We start from the raw sequence: 20456 nt of genomic DNA, 5'->3' as shown, positions 1-20456 counted from the left end.
TGGCCGTGCGCCGGTTCCGGAAACGCAAGGGCTGATTGCCTGACACATCGGTTTTGCGGATGGGTAGTCTCATACCCGAGAGCTGGTACCGGCCGCCTCGGGGGTGGCTGCCTTGGCGGCTGACCTACAGACCCTTCAACGCGGATTCACCCGGAGGCAACCGCCACCGAGCGCTTTCTAGGTTTCCAGGGGCGCGGGAGGCGTCAGTCCGACGAAGGGCTCAAGCCGCTTCTTGAACTCCTCCCGGTCCTCGTCTGCCAGGAGCCCGCTGGCGCCATAGCTGAGGCTCAACGTATCCAACTGCCAGCCAGACTCGGGAGGAGCGGCGAGGCGTTCCTGGAATCGCCCGGTTGTGTCCTTCGAGAGGTCTTGGAAGTTGAAGGAGATCCACTGGCCAGCGGGTCCCTGCGCCATCCCGGACACGATCACCTGTGTCTCAGGCGTCAGTCCGCCAAGGTCACTCATGCGCTGCTCATCAGTCCATTGGTCGAAGGTGTCGATGACAGGCGCCGAGTATCCGTGCCTGGCGATGACCGTCCCAATGATTTCCACCGCGCGCCGTTTGTCCGCCCATGCCCGGGGCACGCTGGTGCTCTGCGATGGAGGCGCATTCACAGCAGTCAGAAGCGATTCACCTCCGAAGTAATTCTGAATCCGGTGGACAAAAGGGTCGAAATTGTCCCGGCCACCCGGCGGGGGCGCCCACTGCAGCTGAAGCTCAGCCGTGAGGGCAGCCCGGACCTCCGCGATCATGTCATTCCCGGCGGCATGGCCCTCCTGGGGCGTGGGTCCTTGCAGAATTTTCTGGGGATCAACTCCTGCGATGCCAGGATAGTCGCGCCAGTACACGGTGCGCTCTTTTCCATCGGCGTCCGTGACCACAGTGACCCGGCCAACTGCCTGGCTGATCATGAAGTGCCCGATTGCGGCGGCGGGTATGGCGATCAAGGCGCCCACGACGACGAAGATCGCAATGGTCCACCGCCTCCGGCTGGACCGGCTTCTGGAGTTCTTGGTCATCTGCTCCCCCAAGCTGTTCTTACCGCGAGGCTACAATGCCTGTCAGGGATTGGACAGCGACTTTGACGGCACTCACTGCCGCCAAATATGCCTCCCGGCGGTTCTATTCTGGCAGTGAAAAGCAGCATCACCGGGCCTGGGTTCCCTGCCGGCCGGCGGCGTAGCCCTACGATGGTGAGGATGAACTCAATGCGGAAGGCCTGTTACGCATCCGCCGCGGCCCTTCTGCTCGGGGCATCACCGCTGGTCCTGGCGTTGCCCGCAGCGGCCGATCCCTGCGGACCAGCCGGCCTCCTCCCGGCGAAATTCTGCCCGACCCCGCCGACGCCAGGCCCGCCGTCGGCCTCCCTGTCGCCCAGCACGACTGTCCCCGGCAGCTCCGCCCCGCCACCGTCGGGGTCTGCGCCTCCCCAAGCGCCTCCCCGAAAGCCGTCGGCAACGCCGTCCCAGGGGCAGCCCACTAAGCCCGCGCAGCTCCCGGCGCCGCCGACGTCGGACCCTGTTCCAACAGCGGACCAAGACAACACGCCTTCACCGGCCACGGCGTCTGTTTCAGCAATCACGACGGCGACCTCCGCGCCTCCCGCGACGGACGGGGGCCGGGACCCGGGCCGCTCAGCTGAGCAGCTGCCTGGTGCCGCGGCCGGGCGAGGTGATTCGGGACCGGACGGGCAGCTCAGCGTCGCCGGATCCCTGCTGGCGCTAAGTGGCCTCCTCATAGGGCTCTCCGCAGCAATTGGCCTCCGCCGGCCGACCCAACCGTGAAACGGCCGCCGAACCGTCACATGTCAATGTGGGGTTCAGCGGCCGCCGAGTCACATCGTGGCCTCAGACCTTCTCGCGGGGCCGGTCAACTACCTTCTCCGGCTCTTCGACTGTGAACTCCTTGCTGCGGCGCGGGAAGCCCCAGAACCTGCCTTCCTTTGCCTCCACCCGGGGCTCCGGGCGTCCCTCAGGTTCCCGCGCGGCATCCTTCCTGGCATCCCGCCGGAAATCCTTGTTGTACTGGTAGCACATCACTGACCTCCTTCATGGTGACTGCCCTTTAATCGTCCCTCCGAAGCGGTGGCGCGTCGATACTCCGAGGCTACCCATTTCCGCCTGAACGGCGGGCCAGCCCTTGGGGTTCGCTGGGGTACTCTCTGTCTTAGAACCGGAGAGTGAATCGAACAAGCGCACGCGCCACGCCCCGCAAAGGATGTACAGCCATGACCGTCCCGCCGAAAGCGTCAGCCCCCGGCCCTGGCTGGTATCCCGACCCTGCCGGCTCAGGCCGGCTTCAGTGGTGGAACGGTTCGGCGTGGACCGGACAGTTCAGCGCACCCCAGTTCCCGGCGGCACCGGCCCAACACCTGGTGGCGCCGCGTAGGCGCATCAGTGACAGGGCGCCGGTCTACAACCCGTACATCTGGACGATTGTGGCCCTGCCGCTGGTGTCCCTCATCCTGCTCATGTTCTGGAACCCGGTGTTCCGGCTGCGCACCGTGGGCACGCGTCAGGTCCAGATCATTGATCCTGCGTCGATCTTCACGGCGCCTTACTTCCTTTTGGTGGCCACCGGCTTCGTGGCCTACGGCGTGTCCGCGCTCCTGGCGTATCTGGACTGGGACCGGCTGCGTAAGGACGGCGTGGTCCGGCCGTTCCATTGGGCGTGGGTGTTCCTCAGCCGGGAGCTCTATGTGATTGGCCGCTCGGTGATTGTCCACGAGGTGGCCCCGCGGCGCGGACTCGCCCCGGTGTGCGCCACGATCGGCGTCATCCTGCTCACCGTGGTGCTCACCGGGCTCAAGATGTCCGCCATCGCGGCCACCCTGGCGAACCAGGCCGCGACGATCTAAGTCGCTGCAAGGGGCGGGTTGGCCTGAGGGAAGAAGTGCAGCCCCTCGGGCCGCTGGCTAGTTCAGAGGGCGGTCCCGGCGGCGACGCCGGACCCGGTAGCGACGCCCGGGGCCGCAGCGGCACCCGGCTCGGCGCCCGTGACCATGGCCTTGACCTCCGGGGACGTGGACTTGGTTGCCAGCACCCTGACTACGGCCTGGAGTTCCTGGCGCAGCAGGTCCGGGTCAATGGGCGTCGCGGCGAGCACGGAGCGTTCCATGTCGGCGGCCGCCGTGACGGCCTGGCGCCCTTGGTCAGTCAGGGACACCACGTGGCTGCGCCGGTCCGAGGTGCTGCGCTGCCGCGAAATGTGGCCGTGCGCTTCCAGCCGGCTCAGTGTCTTGCCCATGGTCTGGGCCTGGACCCGGACGAGTTGGGCCAGTTGGGCTTGTGTCATAGGCCCATTCGCCGAGAGCACTTCCATGGCGATCACCCCGGCATGGGTCAGGCCAATGGCCCCCAATTTTTCGTTCCAGGAGTGTTCTACAAGACGTGCTGCCGTGGACAATAGGCGGCCCGTGGGCCAGCGATCCATATCAGGCATACCCAAGAGTATAACGAGCAGCGGATTCGTCCGGCGTCCACCGGCTCACTACGCTGGATAGTCACCCCACTTCACGACCCACCTCATCAAGGAGACACCCGTGCCTGAGCGACTCATTGCCGGTGCTATAGCACCGGATTTCACCCTCAAGAACGCCGAAGGACAGGACGTCAGCCTGCGCGATTTCCGGGGCCGGAAGACCGTGATCTATTTCTACCCGGCGGCCTCCACACCCGGATGCACCAAGCAGGCCTGCGATTTCCGGGATTCCCTTGGCGCGCTTCAGGCCGCAGGTTATGAGGTGGTGGGCATCTCCCCTGACCCTGTCGGGAAGCTTGCGGCGTTCGCGGCCGCCGAAGGGCTGACCTTCCCGCTGCTCTCCGACGAGGACCACTCCGTCGCCGAGGCATATGCGACCTGGGGCGAAAAGAAAAACTATGGCAAGACCTACCAAGGCCTCATCCGCTCCACCATCGTTGTCGACGCCGAGGGCCAGGTTGCCGTCGCGCAGTACAACGTCCGGGCCACCGGGCATGTCGCCAAACTTCGCCGGGACCTGAAACTCGACGCCTGATAGGTACAATGGACCCTGGCGACCGCCGCCGGGGTTCTTATCCCGGCACGACGACGGCGCCGCGCGCGAGTGGTGGAATTGGCAGACACGCAGGATTTAGGTTCCTGTGCCTTCGGGCGTGGGGGTTCAAGTCCCCCCTTGCGCACACAGGGAACCCCGGTCTTCGGACCGGGGTTCTCATCGTTTTCAGCAGTTTTCAGCGGTTTTGTAGAGGTCAAAAAAGAATTTCACATCTGCACCCATCCGTTTCCTCCGAGCAGCCGAATACCCATTGAGACACCAACCAAGGGTCGGTGCCCAACAGTCGGGAAAGGCCGCAGCGGCAACATTCGCCGCAGGCAACCATCGGCACAACAAAGGAGAAACCGAAATGCAGAACATCAAGCGCACCACGTTCGCCGTTGCAGGTATCGCAGCTGCCGCCATGCTCAGCCTCACTGCCTGCGGCGGATCCAGCACCACCGCCTCGTCGGCCCCCGCCTCCGCGGCGCCGTCGGAATCCAGCATGGCGCCGTCACCGTCCATGAGCGCCTCCGCCGCCGCCATGGATCCGGCTGCCAACCTTGTCGGCTCCGGCTGCGCAGCCTACGCCGCCAAGGTTCCGAGCGGTGCCGGCTCTGTCTCGGGCATGGCACTTGACCCGGTAGCCACCGCGGCTTCCAACAACCCGATTCTCACCACCCTGACCGCCGCTGTGTCCGGCAAGCTCAACCCCAAGGTCAACCTGGTGGACACGCTCAACGGCAGCGAATTCACCGTCTTCGCACCGACCGATGACGCCTTCAAGAAGATCGACCCGGCCACGATCGAGGCCCTGAAGACGGACGACGCCACGCTGAGCAAGATCCTGACCTACCACGTGGTCCCCGGCAAGATCACCCCGGACCAGATTGTCGGCACCCACAAGACGGTTCAGGGCGGTTCGGTCACGGTGACCGGCACCAAGGATGCCCTCAAGGTCGACGGCGCCAACGTTGTCTGCGGCGGCGTCCAGACCGCCAACGCCACTGTCTACATGGTCGACTCCGTCCTGATGCCCAAGTAGGCAATCCAAGCCCTCCTGCCCGGCTCCAGCCTGACTCCCTGGACCATTAGGAGAAGCGAAGGCCCGCACCACCAGGTGCGGGCCTTCGCTTTTTGTGCTGCGGGAACCGTGGCTGGTGGCCGGCGACGGTGTGCCACAAAAGCTGTCGGCCCCGGCCGTCAACTAGACTGGGGCTGTTCCGCAGCCGGCGGACCTTCCAGTTCCCAGAGGTGATTCTCGAGTGCCCAGCAGTACAGTGCCCAGCAGGACAGTGCGGCGGATTGCCGCCAGCATCGGGGCCGCTCTTCTTGTGCTGCCGCTCGCGTCCTGCACGGGCAGCCTCGGCCCGGCACCCAGCTCCGCAACCGCCTCACCAACCTCCAGCGCTGCACCCACAGCCGTCTTCACCTTCGGCACCGGCTCGGAGCCGCTGGGGCTCGATCCTGCCTTGGTCTCCGACGTCGAGTCCTACCGCGTCACCCGCCAGGTCCTGGAAGGCCTTGTGGGCGTGGACCAAACCACCGGCGAGCCCACGCCGCTGCTGGCCACCGAATGGTCCCAGACCGATGAGGGCCGGACCTACGAGTTCAAGCTGCGCGAGAACGTCAAGTTCCAGGACGGGACGGCGTTTGATGCCGCCGCGGTCTGCACCAACTTCAACCGCTGGTTCAACTTCTCGCCGGCCCTCCGCAAACAGGCCTCGGGCACCACATTCAAGGGTGTGTTCAAGGCCCACGCGGACCAGGCCCCGCTGTCCATCTACAAGGGCTGCACAGCCGTGGCGCCGGACAACGTGCGGATCGGCCTCACCCAGCCCTTCACGGGATTTCTCCAGGCCCTCACCCTCCCGGCCTTCGCGATCTCTTCGCCGAAGGCCCTCGCCGCCGAGCACGCGGATGTCCTGAACCAGAGCCGGGGCGGGCAGCCGATGTCCGCCTACGGCCTCCACCCGGTGGGCACCGGACCGTACGTTTTCGGCTCCTGGGACTCGGGCAGCGTCACCCTGGCCAGCAACAAGGACTATTGGGGCGACAAGGGTCAGATCGGGACCATCAAGTTCGTGACCTACGATCAGCCCCAGACCCGGATGCAGGCACTCCTCGAAGGCAAGATTGACGCCTACGACGCGGTCACGGTCGGAAACTTCGATCAACTGGTCAAGAGCGGAAAGCAGATCATCCAGCGGGACCCCTTCTCCGTGATGTACCTGGGCATGAACCAGGACGTTCCCATCCTGCAAAACCTCAAGGTGCGCCAGGCGATCGAGATGGGCCTGGACAAGGACACGCTGATCCGCCGGTTCTTCATCGACAACACAGCCCAGGCGTCCCAGTTCGTTCCGCCCAAGCTCAGCGGATTCAACAACAACGCCGCTGCGCTCGGCTACAACCCGGGCAAGGCCAAGGAACTCCTCGCCGAGGCCGGCTACAAGGGTGAGGTGCTGAAGTTCTACTACCCGCTCAACGTCACCCGGCCCTACCTGCCGACGCCGGAAAAGGTGTACGCCGAGATCAGCCGGCAACTGACCGCCATCGGGCTCAACATCAAGCCCATGCCCGTGGACTGGGCAGACGGCTATCTGCAGAAGGTCACCTCCCCGGGCGACCACGCCCTGCACCTGCTGGGCTGGAACGGCTCGTACTCGGATCCCGACAATTTCGTGGGCCCGCTCTTTGGCGCGAACTCCGGCGAATTCGGCTACCAGGATCCCCAGGTCTTTTCCAAGATCGCCCGGGCACGGGGCCTGCCGGACGGCACGGACCGCACGTCGCAGTACCAGACCATCAATGCGCAGATCGCGGCCACGGTGCCCGCGGTTCCCATTGCCTTCCCGATCTCGGCACTGGCGCTCTCGGACCGGGTCCTGAAGTACCCGGCGTCGCCGGTGCTTAATGAAGTTTTCACAAAGGTCGAGCTAAAGCCTTGACGCACGGGGCCAATTTCAGTTAGTGGGCGGTGCGGGATATTCTGTGACAGCCAGAGCCGCTGCTATCGGAGACTGATTGTGACTTTCATTTCCAAGACCCAACATGCCGACGTCGTCCTGATTGGCGGCGGCATCATGAGCGCCACTCTCGGTGCTTTCATCAAGCAGCTTGAGCCGACCTGGACCATTTCACTGTTCGAGAAGCTCGACGAACCGGGACTGGAAAGCTCCGGCCCGTGGAACAACGCCGGCACCGGACACGCGGCCCTGTGTGAGCTTAATTACTCCCCCGCAGCCAAAGACGGCTCGGTGGACCCCGGCAAGGCCCTGAACATCAACGAGCAGTTCCAGCTGTCCCGCCAGTTCTGGTCCCACCTAGTCTCGAATTCCCTGATCGGCTCCCCCAAGGGCTTCATCAACACCGTTCCGCACATGAGCTTCGTGATCGGCGAGGACCACGCCAAGTTCCTCCGCACCCGCTACGAGGCCCTCAAGCCGAACCCGCTGTTCCGGTCGATGGAGTACTCCGAGGACCACGCCCAGATCGCCAAGTGGGCCCCGCTGATCGTCAAGGGCCGCGACCCCAAGCAGAGCGTCGCGGCAACCCGCGCAGCCGAGGGCACCGACGTCGACTTCGGCGCCCTGACCCGCGAGCTGACCACGTACCTGGGCAACAACGGCGTGGAGATCAACTACGGCCACAACGTCAGTGACATCAAGCGCGCGTCCGGCGGCGGCTGGGACCTGTCGCTCAAGCACCCCCAGTCCGGTGAGCACGGCTCCATCCACGCGAAATTCGTATTCGTCGGCGCCGGCGGCGGCGCCCTGCACCTGCTGCAGGCTTCCGGCATCCCGGAAAGCAAGGGGTTTGGCGGCTTCCCTGTCTCCGGCCAGTTCTTCCGCTGCACCGACGAGGCCCTCGCGGCCCAGCACAGCGCGAAGGTCTACGGCCAGGCATCCGTCGGCGCCCCGCCCATGTCCGTGCCGCACCTGGATACGCGCTACGTCAACGGCAAGCGCTCCCTGCTGTTCGGCCCCTATGCCGGCTTCTCCACGAACTTCCTCAAGAACGGCTCCTACCTGGACCTGCCGCTGTCCATCCGCCCCTCCAACATCATCCCGATGCTTGCCGTGGCCAAGGACAACATGGATCTCACCGCCTACCTGATCAAGGAGGTCGCCAAGCGCCACGGCGACAAGGTGGGGGCCCTGCGGGAGTACTACCCGGAGGCCCAGGACGGTGACTGGGAGCTCATCACCGCCGGCCAGCGGGTCCAGATCATCAAAAAGGACCCGAAGAAGGGCGGCGTGCTGCAGTTCGGCACCGAGGTCATTGCCGGCCGTGACGGCACCATCGGCGCCCTGCTCGGCGCCTCCCCGGGCGCGTCCACGGCCGTGCCGATCATGATCGAGCTGCTCCAGAAGTCCTTCCCCAAGAACTTCAAGGGCTGGCAGTCCAAGCTCAAGGACATGATGCCCGGCTACGGCGTCAAGCTCAACGACAACCCTGAGCTCGCCGCGCAGCTGGAGGCCGAGACGGCTAAGACGCTGCAACTCGAAGAGGTCTCCGCCCGCAACTAAGCCGGGTGTCGGGCTAGGGCTGGTCTACACTGCTGGTTTGGGACCGCTGCAACTCATTGACGTCCCCGTTGGCAGTACGTTCTCGACCCACCAGGAGACCATGAGATGTTCCGGCTCGCAAAGCTCTCGCTCGCCAACCGGGCCCTGATCGCCCTGATCACTGTGTTCGCGTCTGTGTTCGGTGTGATCACGATGTCCTCGCTGAAGCAGGAGCTCATCCCGTCCATCGAGTTCCCGCAGATCACCGTCATCTCCTCGATGCCCGGTGCGTCGCCGGAAGTGGTCGACAAACAGATCAGCGCCCCGCTGGAAACGGCGCTCAACGGCGTCGAGGGCCTGGAGTCGACGTCGTCAACTTCGCGCAACGGCGTCTCCCAAATCACTCTGGCGTTCACATACGGCACCAACCTGGACCGGGCGCGGAACCAGATCGACCGCGCCATCTCCAACGCCAAGCAGGCCCTGCCGAAGGACGTCCAGCCGCAGGCGATCGCCGGGAGCATCAGCGACTTCCCGATCGTGTTCCTGGCCGTGTCCTCGGATAAACCCCTCAGCGAACTGAACGCCGACCTCGCCCGGCTCAGCGTCCCCCGGCTGCAAAAGCTCGACGGCGTCAGGGGCGCCGACGTCACCGGCGGCGCCACCGAGCACATCCAGATCCTGCCGCGGCCCCAGGACCTGGCGGCGTCGGGTGCGAGCATACAGTCCATCAGTGAGGCGCTGAAGAACAACGGCGCGCTGGTTCCGGCCGGCACCATCGAAGAGCAGGGCAAGACCCTCTCGCTGCAGATCGGCAGCCCGGTGGATTCCCTCGACGCCATCAAGGCCCTCCCCCTGGGCGCGGCCCGCGATGCGGCGACGATCGGCAGCGTGGCGGACGTCAGCCTCGTCGAGGACGCCCGCACCTCCATCACGCGGACGAACGGCAAGGAAACCCTCGCCCTGTCCGTGACCAAGAAGCCCGAGGGCGACACCGTCGCGATCTCCCACGCGGTCAAAGACGCCATCCCGCAGCTCGAGGCAGAGCTTGGCTCCAACGCCAAGTTCACCCCGGTTTTCGACCAGGCCCCGTTTATCGAGAAGTCGATCAAGGACCTCACCACTGAGGGCCTGCTGGGCCTTGGCTTCGCCGTCGCCGTGATCCTGGTGTTCCTCATGTCCGTGCGCTCCACCCTGGTCACTGCCGTGTCCATCCCGCTGTCCCTGTTGATCACGTTCATCGGGCTCTCGGCCACCGGCTACTCGCTCAATATCCTGACTCTGGGCGCGCTCACCATCGCGATCGGCCGCGTGGTGGACGACTCGATCGTGGTCATCGAGAACATCAAGCGGCACCTGAGCTACGGCGAAACCAAGATCACGGCGATCCTGACCTCGATCCGCGAAGTGGCCGGCGCCATCACGGCCTCCACCCTGACCACCGTGGCCGTCTTCCTGCCGATCGCCTTCGTCGGCGATCTGGCCGGCGAGCTGTTCCGGCCGTTCGCCCTGACTGTGACCATTGCCCTGCTCTCATCGCTGCTGGTTTCGCTGACCATCGTGCCGGTGCTGGCGTACTGGTTCCTGCGCACGCCCGCCGACTCCGCTGCCGGTGCCCGTGCCGCTGGTTCTGCCGCAGATCCTGCGGCTGGTTCTGCCGCAGGTTCTGCCGCTGGCATTGCCGCCAAGGCGCATCAAGCCGAGCAGCGCACGCTCCTACAGCGCGGCTACCTGCCCGTCCTCGCCGGTACCCAGCGGCACCCGGTCCTCACGCTGATCGCCGCGGCGCTGGTACTCGGCGGAACCGTGGCGATGTCCCCGCTGCTCGCCACCGATCTGCTCGGCCGCTCCGGCGAGAACAGCATGACCGTCCGGCAGGCCATGCCGGCCGGCACCAGCCTGGCCGAGGCCAGCGCATCGGCGATCCGGGTCGAGAGTGTCCTGCGGGGCATCGACGGAGTCAAGGACGTCCAGTCCACCACCGGCAACGCCCAGACCGGTTTCTCGGCCCTGCTCTCCAGCGGCGCATCGAATTCGACGTTTACGGTGGTGACGAACGAAAAGGCCAACCAGGCAAAGCTCCAGGACACCGTCCGCAGCGAGCTCGCCCAACTCGGCGACGCCGGCAAGATCACCGTCGGTTCCCAGCAGGGCGGCTTCGGCACGTCATCGACCGTGGACATCACCCTCAAAGCGGCCTCGACCGCCGACCTCCGGACCGCCAGTGACGCGATGGTCAAGGCCATGGACGGGGTCCCGGGCAGCAGCGAGGTGGCCACCAACCTGGCCGCCAGCCAACCGGTGGTCCAGGTCAAGGTGGACCGGGCCAAGGCCGTCGCCGCCGGCCTGAACGAGGAGCGCGTGGCCGGGGTCCTGGCCGCCACGATCAGCCCGATTCCGGCGGGAACAGTCCGAATCGACACCATCGACTTCCCGGTCCGGATCGGCGAGGGCACCCGCTTCACGAGTATCGCCGCGGTAAGGGCGATCCCGCTCCCGACGGCGGCCGGCGCCGTCCCGCTGGGCAGCATCGCCTCCGTGGAACAGGTCGACGTGCCTGTCTCGATCACCGCCAGCAACGGCCAGCGCACCGCCCGGGTCTCGGTGACGCCGTCGGGCGCCAACCTCGGCGCGGTCAGCACCGAAGTGCAGAACCGCCTCAAATCAGTCCAGCTGCCGCCGGGGGTCACCGCCACAATCGGAGGCGCCACGACCCAGCAGGCCGACTCGTTCCGGCAGTTGGGCCTCGCGCTGTTGGCCGCCGTCGCGATCGTCTACGTGATCATGGTGGCTGCGTTCAAATCCCTCATACAGCCGCTGATCCTGCTGGTCTCCATCCCATTTGCGGCGACAGGAGCCATCGCCCTGCTCGTGGTGACCGGCGTGCCGTTGGGGCTCCCGTCGCTGATCGGTATGCTGATGCTCGTGGGCATCGTGGTGACCAACGCGATTGTTCTGATCGACCTCATTAACCAGTACCGCCAGCCCCGCAACGGGGAGCCCGGGATGGGCGTGGCGGACGCGATCACGCACGGCGCCCGCCAGCGCCTCCGTCCAATCCTCATGACGGCCCTCGCCACGGTGTTCGCCCTGACACCAATGGCGCTGGGCCTGACCGGCGGCGGCGGCTTCATCTCCCAACCCCTGGCAATCGTGGTGATCGGCGGCCTGATCTCCTCAACCGCCCTCACGCTCATCCTGGTCCCCGTGCTGTACCGGCTCGTGGAAGGACGGCGTGAACGCAAGGCCCTGCAAAAGTCCCTGCCCCGCGGGCGTCATTCCGCGCCGGCCGTGGCCGAGGACTTCCCGGATGACTTCCCCGAAGACGCTGCCCTACCAACGGGTTCGCACTAGGAACCAGAACTCGGTGTCCCCGCCTTGTCCCGCGAAGCCCGGTGCGTCCCGTGCGTTCCGTGGGCGCCGTGGGCTCCCTTTGGCAGCTTCTGGCGGCCCCTAGCCGCCGCGACAGCGTCCCTGTGCCGCGGTCCGCTAGAGGCCAGGGCCGGAAGGGTTGCGGGCGCGGCGGGGTTCATCACTTCGCGGGCCGGGTTCCCGGAATATGCAGCATTCTCCGGGACGTCTTCGCCCTTCATCAGCAGGGCATCGGGACCGAGTGACGAACCATCCTGCATCGTCACTCCGTAGTTGACCCAACTGTCCACGCCAAGGGAACACCGGTTGCCAATCACGATGTAGTCGGACTTGAACGTGCCGTCCTCCATCGAGTGGCCCTGGACGTGTGTTCCCTCGTTGACCGTGCAGTCATCGCCGATCGTGACGAGGGTTTTTTCCGGCATGTTCAGGCCGGCGTCGTAGAGCCGTTTACCCACCTTGACGCCCAACAGCCTCCAGATCATGGGTTTGAATGGGGTCCCGTTGTAGGCTCCCACGGCCAGCAGTTTCCAGAGACGTTCGTGCCGCCAGAAGTAGCTGTCGTAGATGGAGCAGTATTGCGGCTTCAGGCGGCGGAATCCCATGACCGAACGCTCCACCAGGGAGCCAAACAGTACTCGGAATACGATCAAGCCGAACATTGAGCCGGCGACGGCCAGCACACCCAGGAAACTATGTGCCGTTACGGCGATGGCGCCGGCAAGTGTGGCAACGAACAACAGGAACCAGCGTTCGGCCAGGAACAGCACCATGCTCAAAATGTTGTGCCGGTTCTTTGCCGGAAGACGCCGTTCCATTTCCTCCGCGATCTTCAGTTCGTCAAACTGTGCGTCACGCTGAACGGACCGGGGAATCTCAAAGGCCGGCGACCCCAGCAGCCCCACATCCCTGCGGACCGGGCCGTCAATCGGAATCATTACCTTCGTAGCCAGCAGGCAGTTCTCCCCCACCCGGGCTCCCATGGGAAACGTAATGCCATTTCCCAGGAAGTTGCGGCCGGCGATCTGGACCCGCGAGAGCCGGAAGGAGGTGTTGGTGTAGTCGGCGTTCATCATGTTGAGGCCGTCTGAAACCATGGTCCCGGTTCCTACCGAGCTGAGGAATGGCGACTCGTGGCCCAGTGTGGGGCCGAAGTTAGATCCTGTTTGCTGGACCTTGCCCAAGTTCCAGCCCAGCGCCTTGAGGTAGTGCACGATGTAGGAGCTGTCGCCGAAGATGTCTTTGTACGTCCGGACGTTCGAGATACGCATAATCATCCGATGGATCGAAAAGTGCCAGCCGTAGAGCGGATACACCACATCAGGCTTAAGGAAGACGTTCAGGAGACGCGGAACGCAAACGACGATCACCAGGCCGGTGAACAGCCCTGCAATGAACACAATGAGTGATACGGCCGCTACTTCGACAAAGAATGTGAAAACGCCCAGCTGCAGGTGCCCGGTGTTCAGGTACGCCGGCAGGAATAGGGCCAGGCCCAGAACCGCCGTCGGAACCACCAGGACCAGACGGTTGAACAGCTGGAGCAGGGTGAAGAGGACTCTCCGGCGCGTGCTGCAGGTGGCAGGGGGGACTCTCCGGTAATTCGTGCTGGTGCGTGCGGCAGGGGAACCGTGCCAGACCTGTCCGTCCGGTACGGCCTGTGAAGCCTGTAGCGACGAGGCATGCCCGAGCTGGGTGTCATTGCCCATCGATGTTCCGATGTCGAGAGTGGTTCGCTCAGAGACAAGCACGTTTCGTCCCAGCGTCACCGGACCCTTCTCGATAATGCCGGCATGTGCCCGGTAGCAGAGGAACGAGGAGTCTTTGTGGATGACGGTATTGTCACCAACCGTGAACAGGTCCGGGCACGCGGGCACCTGCCGGGAGAAGATCACTACACCTTTGCCGATCTTTGCACCCAGGAGCCGCAGGTACACCACGTAGAGCGGAGACCCGGCAAACAAAACGAGTGGATTTGCCCGAGTCAGTGTCTTCACCGTCCAGAAACGGAGATAGGCCGCGCTCCAAATCCGGATGGTGCCCGGCTTCCACCGCCCAACGAGGACCCATTTGGCGATAATTGGCGTCACGGACAGGACCACGAACATGGCAGCACCGAAACCGACGGAGCGGAGCCACATGTCAGCGGGGCTGGTTCCCGCAGACGTCCATTCGTAGCCAAATACCACCAACCAGGCCGCGTACATCAGGTAACCGAAGAATGCCAGCAATTGGATTGCACCACACATGGCGTAGCGGAAGGAGCTGACCGGGCGCATCGGTGCCGGGAGCACAGCGTCGGTTTCCGGTACGGCGGCGCGGAGGACTGATTCACTGTGCCGGGCTTCCAGACACGCGGCGAGCTGCCGAACCGTCGGGTTCTCATAAATATCCTGCATGGCGGCTGCCGGCAGGGCGGTTTCTTTCCTGATGCGGGCGCAATAGCGCGCCATCAACAACGAGTCGGCACCGAGGTCATTGAAGAAATGGGCATCGGTAGAGACCTTGTCAAGACTCAGCACGGCGCCAAGCTGCACCGCCAGAGTCTCTTCGGCGGCGGTTGTTGGGGGCGTGAAGGACCCGGCGGTCGCCTGACTGATCCTGTGTTCTGGCCGCGGCAGCCGCTTCCTGTCAACCTTGTCACTGGCCATCATGGGAATGGCGTCCAGCTGTTCAAAATAGGCAGGAACCATGTACCCGGGAAGCCTGGTGCGCAGCATCCGGTGGAGGTCGTGGGCGTCAATATCCGCGATGTCCTGGCGTGGCGTGTAGTAGGCGGCGAGTTCCACAGTTCCGGGTTCCCGTTCATAGGTCTGAACCACGGCCTGCGCTATTCCGGGGAGCTGCAGGAGGACGGATTCGATTTCGCTCAGCTCGATGCGGTAGCCGCGTATTTTGACCTGGGTATCGATCCGGCCGAAGTATTCGAGTTGCCCGTCGTCGTTCACCCGTCCGAGATCCCCGGTGCGATAGATCCGGCCGGAGGGATTGTTCTCGATTCCCAGGAAATCCGGGACAAAGGCGCGGTCCGTCAGATCCTGACGGTTTACGTACCCCCGTGCCAGGCCAACCCCTGCCAGGCCGATTTCCCCTGTTTCGCCGCGCGGCAGGACCCGGAGCTCAGCGGGATCCACAATAACCGCCGTGTAGGTGGGCAACGGCACACCTAGGGAGACAGGCAGGTCCGGGTCGAGGACCGACCACGTGGCAGTCACTGTAGCTTCGGTCGGGCCATAGACATTAAGGAATCGACGGCCGGGGCGATGCCAGCGCATGACGAGGTCCTTGGGGCAAGCCTCTCCGGAGACCAGCAGGAACCGCAAATCGGGCAGATCCTCGTCAAGCGTCGCGAGCAGTGTGGGTACACAGCAAAGAGCGGTGATCCGTTTTTCCTGCAGGTACTCCGCGAGCTCGGCACCGAGCATGCTGGAACGTCCCGGCTTAGGCACCAGGGTGGCTCCGACCATCCAGGCAACCCAGATTTCCTCCACCGAAAAGTCAAAAGCGATAGTCATGCCTTGGTACACGCGGTCGGTGGACTGAATGCCGTAGATGTCAGAGGCCACCCGGACAAAATTGCAGATGCTTGACTGGTCCACTGCCACGCCCTTCGGCCGGCCCGTCGACCCAGAGGTGTAGATGATGTAGGCCAGCTCATCCTTCGTCCCGCCAAGTTCCGCATCGTTGAGCCGATCGGTGTCCTTGGCGTCAATCTGCGCCTGCACCTCATCAACACTCACCGTCACGGCGGCCACTTCAGGGACAAGATCCCTCAAATGTGACAGTGAGAGGATCATGGCCGCATTGGCGTCTTCCACAATGTATTGGAGACGGTCGGGCGGGAACCCCGGGTCAAGGGGAACATAGGCAGCGTGGATCTTCAGCACGGCAAGCATCGCCACGTAGGCGCGCCAGGGCTGGTCAAACAGCAACGCGATGCGGTCACCGGGCCGGGCACCGCACACCAGGAGATGGCGCGCCAGCTGGTTGGCCCGTTCGTCCAGTTCCGTGTAGGTCAGGACGATGTCCCCGGCATCCACGGCAACCTGGGCGGCCAGCCCCTGTTCCCGCAACCGGTCACAGCTGTCCTCAAAAAGTTGGTCCAACCGCTCGCCACGACGCCAGCGCGCCGCCTGATCCGGCGCAGCCGATGTCAGGATGGTTCCCCCCTCCGAACCACCGATCATCGACATTTTTCCGCGCAACTCAGGGGGACTGATGAGGCTGTTGCCGATCCTCGCGGTCTTGCCCATCCTTTAGCTCCTTCGCTAGAAGTGACGTGCCACAGTTCTGTCGTCCTGCGGGACAGGGGTCATATCCTGGCCAGAAATCGCCACCCACGTCTCGACCGGCGGGCCAACGGTGGACATCAGGGGGTCCTCATGACCCACCATCGCGTCCTCGCCCGCCGGGGCCATGCCGAATGCCCGTCGAACAGCCTTCTCGGCGTCAGCGAGCCGGTGGGCGGGCGTGACGGCCCCGACGGAGGTCTCGGATATGTCGAAGAGATCGAGGTCCACGTTGGCGTCCGACAGGGCCTTGAGAAAGGTGCAGAAAATTTCGGGGGAAGAGCGCATACCCAGCCCGGTGATGGACACCCTGCCCACCTCGCTGTCGTGCTGCAAACCCTGAAAACCAATTGTTCCTTTTTCAGCATCCAGCACCGCCATGGCGGTGCCCGCATGGGCTGCCGGGACGATCAGGGCGACGTCGGCACGCTTCGAGCCCGGGCCGGCCGTATTCTGGACAATTGCCTGGACGTGCGCTCCCGAACGCGAGAGGACGTGCAGGATGCGCGCCATGCTGTCCGGCTGGTCAGGAATTCCAACAACTGTGATTTTCGAAGCCGAGTTGACCCCGGCCACGCCGGTCACTTCCGGTTGCTCCCTTGCGGGCTGGAGGACTGGATGACGGTCAAGGCCAGGCAGGATCAACGTCCCAGGCTCCGGCACGAATGAAGACCTCACGTGGATCGGAATACCGAACCGGCGGGCATATTCGACACACCGCAGATGCAGCACTTTGCACCCGGAGGCCGCGAACTCAAGCATTTCCTCGCTCGAGAGAACATCGATCTTTCGCGCTGTCGGGACCACCCGCGGGTCCGCGGTGTAGACGCCGTCGACGTCTGTGTAGATTTCGCAAATATCGGCCCCGAGTGCTGCGGCCAGCGCCACCGCGGTGAGATCCGAGCCGCCGCGACCGAGGGTGGTGACCCTGTTCCGCTTCTGCGTCCTGCCCTGGAATCCTGCCACGATGGGCACTTCACCACGGTTCAAACTATTGCGGACTCGGTCCGGCCTGACATCAGTAATGTGTGCCTTGCCGTGGATGCTGTCGGTAATGAGGCCGGCTGCACTACCGGTAAAGGTGCGGGGCAACTGGCCAAGATCAGCCAGTGCGATCGCCAACAGTGCCGAGGACACAAGTTCGCCGATGCTCAGGAGGGCGTCAAGGTCCACAGCCAGCGGCCGAGCGGAAACTTCCGCTGCAAGGTCGCATAGTTCATCTGTGGTGTCCCCCATGGCGGACACCACCGCTACGACCCGGTAGCCGTTGGTCCGCGTTTTTGCTATCCGCTCGGCTGCCCGGAGAATACCCGCGGCGTCCGCCAGGGATGAACCACCAAATTTTTGTACGATGACACTTCCCGGGCGAATCGCCCGGTCGGTTTCCGCTAGATCACTGTCGTTAAGATCTGTTTCCTTGCGGGTACCCATTTCTCTCCCCGAAATCTACTTCGATTCTTGCAAGCGGTACTGGCCCCTGTGAGCCGTCTCTGCCCTCTGTACGGATCCTCAAATGGTTGATCCCAAGGCCACCGGCTCTCCGGTCACTGTCACTGCGGCTGCAGCGAGAATATCGAGTCCCTTCTGCAGATCTGCGGGGCTGATAGTCAGCGCGGGCATCGTCTTGAGTACCTCACCTTCCGGGCCGGAAGTTTCCACCAGCAGGCCCCGGGCAAACGACTCAGCCGCAATTTTCCCCGCCGTCTGGGAGTCGGGGTAGTAGACACCCGCGAGCAATCCCCTGCCACGGACCGTGGCGCCTTCGACGCCCGCTGCGATCTGAGTAAGCCCCTCGTGCAACTGCGAAACGAGCCCTGCGACCTTCAACTGGAAGCCGCCGTCCTGCCAGTAGTGCTCCAGGGCAGCCGCGCCGGTGACGAACGCCGGGTTGTGCCCCCGGAATGTTCCGTTGTGCTCGCCAGGCTTCCAGATGTCCAACTCGGGTTTGAACAGGGTCAGTGACAAAGGCAGTCCAAAGCCCGAGATGGATTTCGACAGGCAGACGATATCAGGAGTGATGCCTGCCTCCTCAAAACTGAAAAATGTCCCGGTGCGTCCGCATCCGGCCTGAACGTCATCAACGATGAGCAGGATGTCGTGCTGGCGGCAGAGCTCCGCAAGGCCGCGTAGCCAGTCCGCCCGGGCGGCCCTGAGTCCACCCTCGCCCTGGACAGTTTCCACGATCACCGCAGCGGGCTTGTCGAGTCCTGAGCCTCGGTCCTCCAAGGCCTGCCGGAACCACAGAAAGTCCGGTACCTGACCGTTGAAAAAGCCGTCATAGGGCATGCTGGAGGTGTTCGTCAGGGGAACGCCGGCTCCCTGCCGTTTCATTGAATTGCCCGTAACGGACAGTGAGCCCAGGGTCATCCCGTGAAATGCATTGGTGAAGCTCACCACATGCTGCCTGCCGGTGACCTTGCGTGCGAGCTTCAGGGCCGCCTCCACGGAGTTCGTTCCCGTCGGACCGGGGAACATGACTTTGTAGTCCAAATTCCGCGGTTTGAGGATCAACTCCCGGAACGTTTCCAGGAAGCGCCGCTTGGCGGGCGTCTTCATGTCGAGCGAATGGACGATTGAGCCCGAGAGGAGGTAGTCCACCAGCGGCCGCAACAGTACCGGGTTGTTGTGCCCGTAGTTCAGCGCCCCGGCACCGGAAAAGAAATCCAGATATTCTCTGCCGTCTTCGCTGTAGAGGCAGCTGCCGGCCGCGCGATCAAACACGGTGTCCCAGCTGCGGCAGTAGCTGCGAACCTCAGACTCCAAACTTTCGAAGATATCCATCTGTCGATGCCCCGTACTTCCGACTAGCGAAGTTTCCTGAGCGTAAACACAGCCCAGGCTTTCTAGATGACGGGCACGGAAAGGAGACAGCGCAGCATCTCTGGCGCACTGACCGTTGGTATAACGGGCCCGTATTTTATTCACGTATGGAGGTTTCCTGTACGTGAACTGGGCAGATCACTTGCGCTGCCCGACTGCTTATTCGTTTCTTATCGTAATCTCAGCAATCTCACAGCACCTGAGTAGCGGGTACCTGTTTTTTCCTCTGAAATGGCTGATTAACTACCCGAATCAGAGAAGGTCCAACGCCTCTGGCGGCGCCTGCTACTTGGAAAAAAGCGCCGGCGCCGGGGCACCCGTTGAACGTGGACGCCGACGGCCTGAACGCCCGACTCGCAGAGGCCCTGGCCGCCCGGCTTGGGGCCGACTTGGGGCCGAATGGGACGGCCAGGGACGGGGCGGATGGGAGCAGTCCTTTAGCCGGCCTTGCCCATCGCGTAGGCCACGGTGGCGTACGCCAGGGCGCCCGACATTTCCTGGAGCAGTTCCGGGTTGGTGTTGGCGATTGTGTCGCAGGCCTCGTGGTAACAGGGATCGAGGACCTTGCCGGCCGCCCCGCCAAAGGACTGCGCCTGGGCCTGGGACTTCTTCTCCACATCGCCGGTGAACAGCCCGCCGCCGGGAATGCCGGCAGAGAGGAAGGCGTCGTAGTCGGAGCCGCCGTCAAAGGGCGTGGGCTCGGCGGGCAGGGCGTTCTCCTGGAAGTAGCGGAACAGGATGTCCTCGATCGCCTTGGACCCGGCCGGGCCGGCGTGGCCGAAATCCGATCCGTCCCCGTCATGGACGGACCGCACGCCGTTGGGCGAGGCCGCCATGTCCACGTTCAGATTCGCCGCGGTCTGGCCGATCTCGGCCTGGCTCAGTTCATCGACGTAGTGCTGGGACCCGTACAGCCCGTCCTCTTCGCCGCCCCAGAACGCGAACCGGACCCGGTTGGCCGGGGTGATCCCGGACTCCTTCATCCACCGCGCGGTCTCCAGGACCGCGGCCACGCCGCTGGCGTTGTCGTTGATGCCCGGGCCCTCCTCCACGGAGTCCAGGTGCGCGCCCACCACCACGGTGTGCCCGGCCCCGCCGCCGGTGTCGGCGAGGATGTTGAAGGACTCCACCCGCGCCTTGCCCCGGCCATCACGCCGAAAGGAGAACGTCTGCCGCACCGGTTCATACCCTGCCGCGCGCAGCTGCTCCTCGACGTACCGGGCCGATTCCTCATATCCGGAGGTCCCGGCGGCCCGGTTTCCGCCATTGGCGTCGGCCACGCGCTGCAGCGCCTGCATGTGCCCCACCATGTCCCGGGACTTGAAATCCTCCAGCACGGTACGCGCGTCAACAGTGCTCACAGGATCCAACCGCGACGCAGTACATCCCGAAAGCAGGAGACTGATCGCCACCACGACGGCCGCGGCCGCCGCTCTTCCCCGTCTGTG

Annotated in this window: 13 protein-coding genes and 1 tRNA gene; 7 read left to right on the top strand and 7 right to left on the bottom strand. The window is 64.2% G+C overall.

The features are described 5' to 3' along the window. Nucleotides 1-177: 177 nt before the first annotated feature. Together M2428_RS02330 and M2428_RS02325 are read right to left on the bottom strand one after the other, a co-directional pair. On the bottom strand, nt 178-1020 hold the full coding sequence (locus M2428_RS02330) for a hypothetical protein (RefSeq protein WP_277523275.1): 843 nt from the start codon (nt 1018-1020) through the stop codon (nt 178-180). 828 nt (nt 1021-1848) lie between these two features. Further along, nucleotides 1849-2037: a hypothetical protein gene (locus tag M2428_RS02325; RefSeq protein WP_277523593.1), complete on the bottom strand. Its 189-nt coding sequence runs from the start codon at nt 2035-2037 to the stop codon at nt 1849-1851. A gap of 191 nt (nt 2038-2228) precedes the next feature. Here M2428_RS02325 and M2428_RS02320 point away from each other — a divergent pair, with 191 nt between their 5' ends. Further along, nucleotides 2229-2858, top strand: a complete 630-nt coding sequence (locus M2428_RS02320) for a DUF2510 domain-containing protein (RefSeq protein ID WP_277523273.1) — start codon at nt 2229-2231, stop codon at nt 2856-2858. 62 nt (nt 2859-2920) lie between these two features. Here M2428_RS02320 and M2428_RS02315 read toward each other — a convergent pair whose 3' ends face one another. Continuing rightward, nucleotides 2921-3433, bottom strand: coding sequence for a MarR family transcriptional regulator (locus tag M2428_RS02315; RefSeq protein WP_277523591.1), 513 nt, complete (start codon nt 3431-3433; stop codon nt 2921-2923). Nucleotides 3434-3542: 109 nt separating this feature from the next. Between M2428_RS02315 and bcp the strand changes: the two genes are divergently transcribed. The 6 genes from bcp to M2428_RS02285 all read left to right on the top strand — a co-directional run bounded on the left by bcp (nt 3543) and on the right by M2428_RS02285 (nt 11881). Beyond that, nucleotides 3543-4016: a thioredoxin-dependent thiol peroxidase gene (gene bcp / locus M2428_RS02310; RefSeq protein ID WP_277523271.1), complete on the top strand. Its 474-nt coding sequence runs from the start codon at nt 3543-3545 to the stop codon at nt 4014-4016. A gap of 63 nt (nt 4017-4079) precedes the next feature. Beyond that, nucleotides 4080-4161: transfer RNA gene (locus M2428_RS02305), tRNA-Leu, on the top strand. 225 nt (nt 4162-4386) lie between these two features. Next, nucleotides 4387-5061: a fasciclin domain-containing protein gene (locus tag M2428_RS02300; protein WP_277523269.1), complete on the top strand. Its 675-nt coding sequence runs from the start codon at nt 4387-4389 to the stop codon at nt 5059-5061. A 235-nt stretch (nt 5062-5296) separates the two neighbouring features. Beyond that, nucleotides 5297-6967, top strand: coding sequence for an ABC transporter substrate-binding protein (locus M2428_RS02295; protein ID WP_277523590.1), 1671 nt, complete (start codon nt 5297-5299; stop codon nt 6965-6967). A 78-nt stretch (nt 6968-7045) separates the two neighbouring features. Continuing rightward, complete coding sequence (locus M2428_RS02290) at nt 7046-8548, top strand: malate:quinone oxidoreductase (RefSeq protein ID WP_277523267.1); 1503 nt, start codon at nt 7046-7048, stop codon at nt 8546-8548. 105 nt (nt 8549-8653) lie between these two features. Continuing rightward, nucleotides 8654-11881 carry an efflux RND transporter permease subunit gene (locus tag M2428_RS02285; RefSeq protein ID WP_277523265.1) on the top strand — a complete coding sequence of 1076 codons (3228 nt, stop codon included), beginning with the start codon at nt 8654-8656 and terminating at the stop codon, nt 11879-11881. On the opposite strand, the gene M2428_RS02280 is transcribed toward M2428_RS02285, so the two are convergent. The 4 genes from M2428_RS02280 to M2428_RS02265 all read right to left on the bottom strand — a co-directional run bounded on the left by M2428_RS02280 (nt 11878) and on the right by M2428_RS02265 (nt 20369). Then, the gene (locus M2428_RS02280) at nt 11878-16152 is read right to left on the bottom strand and encodes a Pls/PosA family non-ribosomal peptide synthetase (protein WP_277523263.1); all 4275 of its coding nucleotides are present in this window, start codon (nt 16150-16152) and stop codon (nt 11878-11880) included. The two genes, M2428_RS02285 and M2428_RS02280, sit on opposite strands and share 4 nt — an antisense overlap. A gap of 15 nt (nt 16153-16167) precedes the next feature. Beyond that, nucleotides 16168-17619 carry an aspartate kinase gene (locus M2428_RS02275; RefSeq protein ID WP_277523261.1) on the bottom strand — a complete coding sequence of 484 codons (1452 nt, stop codon included), beginning with the start codon at nt 17617-17619 and terminating at the stop codon, nt 16168-16170. A 78-nt stretch (nt 17620-17697) separates the two neighbouring features. Continuing rightward, nucleotides 17698-18969 carry a diaminobutyrate--2-oxoglutarate transaminase gene (ectB, locus tag M2428_RS02270; protein WP_277523588.1) on the bottom strand — a complete coding sequence of 424 codons (1272 nt, stop codon included), beginning with the start codon at nt 18967-18969 and terminating at the stop codon, nt 17698-17700. A 476-nt stretch (nt 18970-19445) separates the two neighbouring features. Beyond that, nucleotides 19446-20369, bottom strand: coding sequence for a M20/M25/M40 family metallo-hydrolase (locus M2428_RS02265; protein ID WP_277523259.1), 924 nt, complete (start codon nt 20367-20369; stop codon nt 19446-19448). Nucleotides 20370-20456 lie beyond the last annotated feature (87 nt).

The sequence above is a fragment of the Arthrobacter sp. ES3-54 genome, assembly GCF_029504395.1.
Lineage (GTDB): Bacteria > Actinomycetota > Actinomycetes > Actinomycetales > Micrococcaceae > Arthrobacter.
This window is presented reverse-complemented; position numbering and strand designations above follow the sequence as displayed.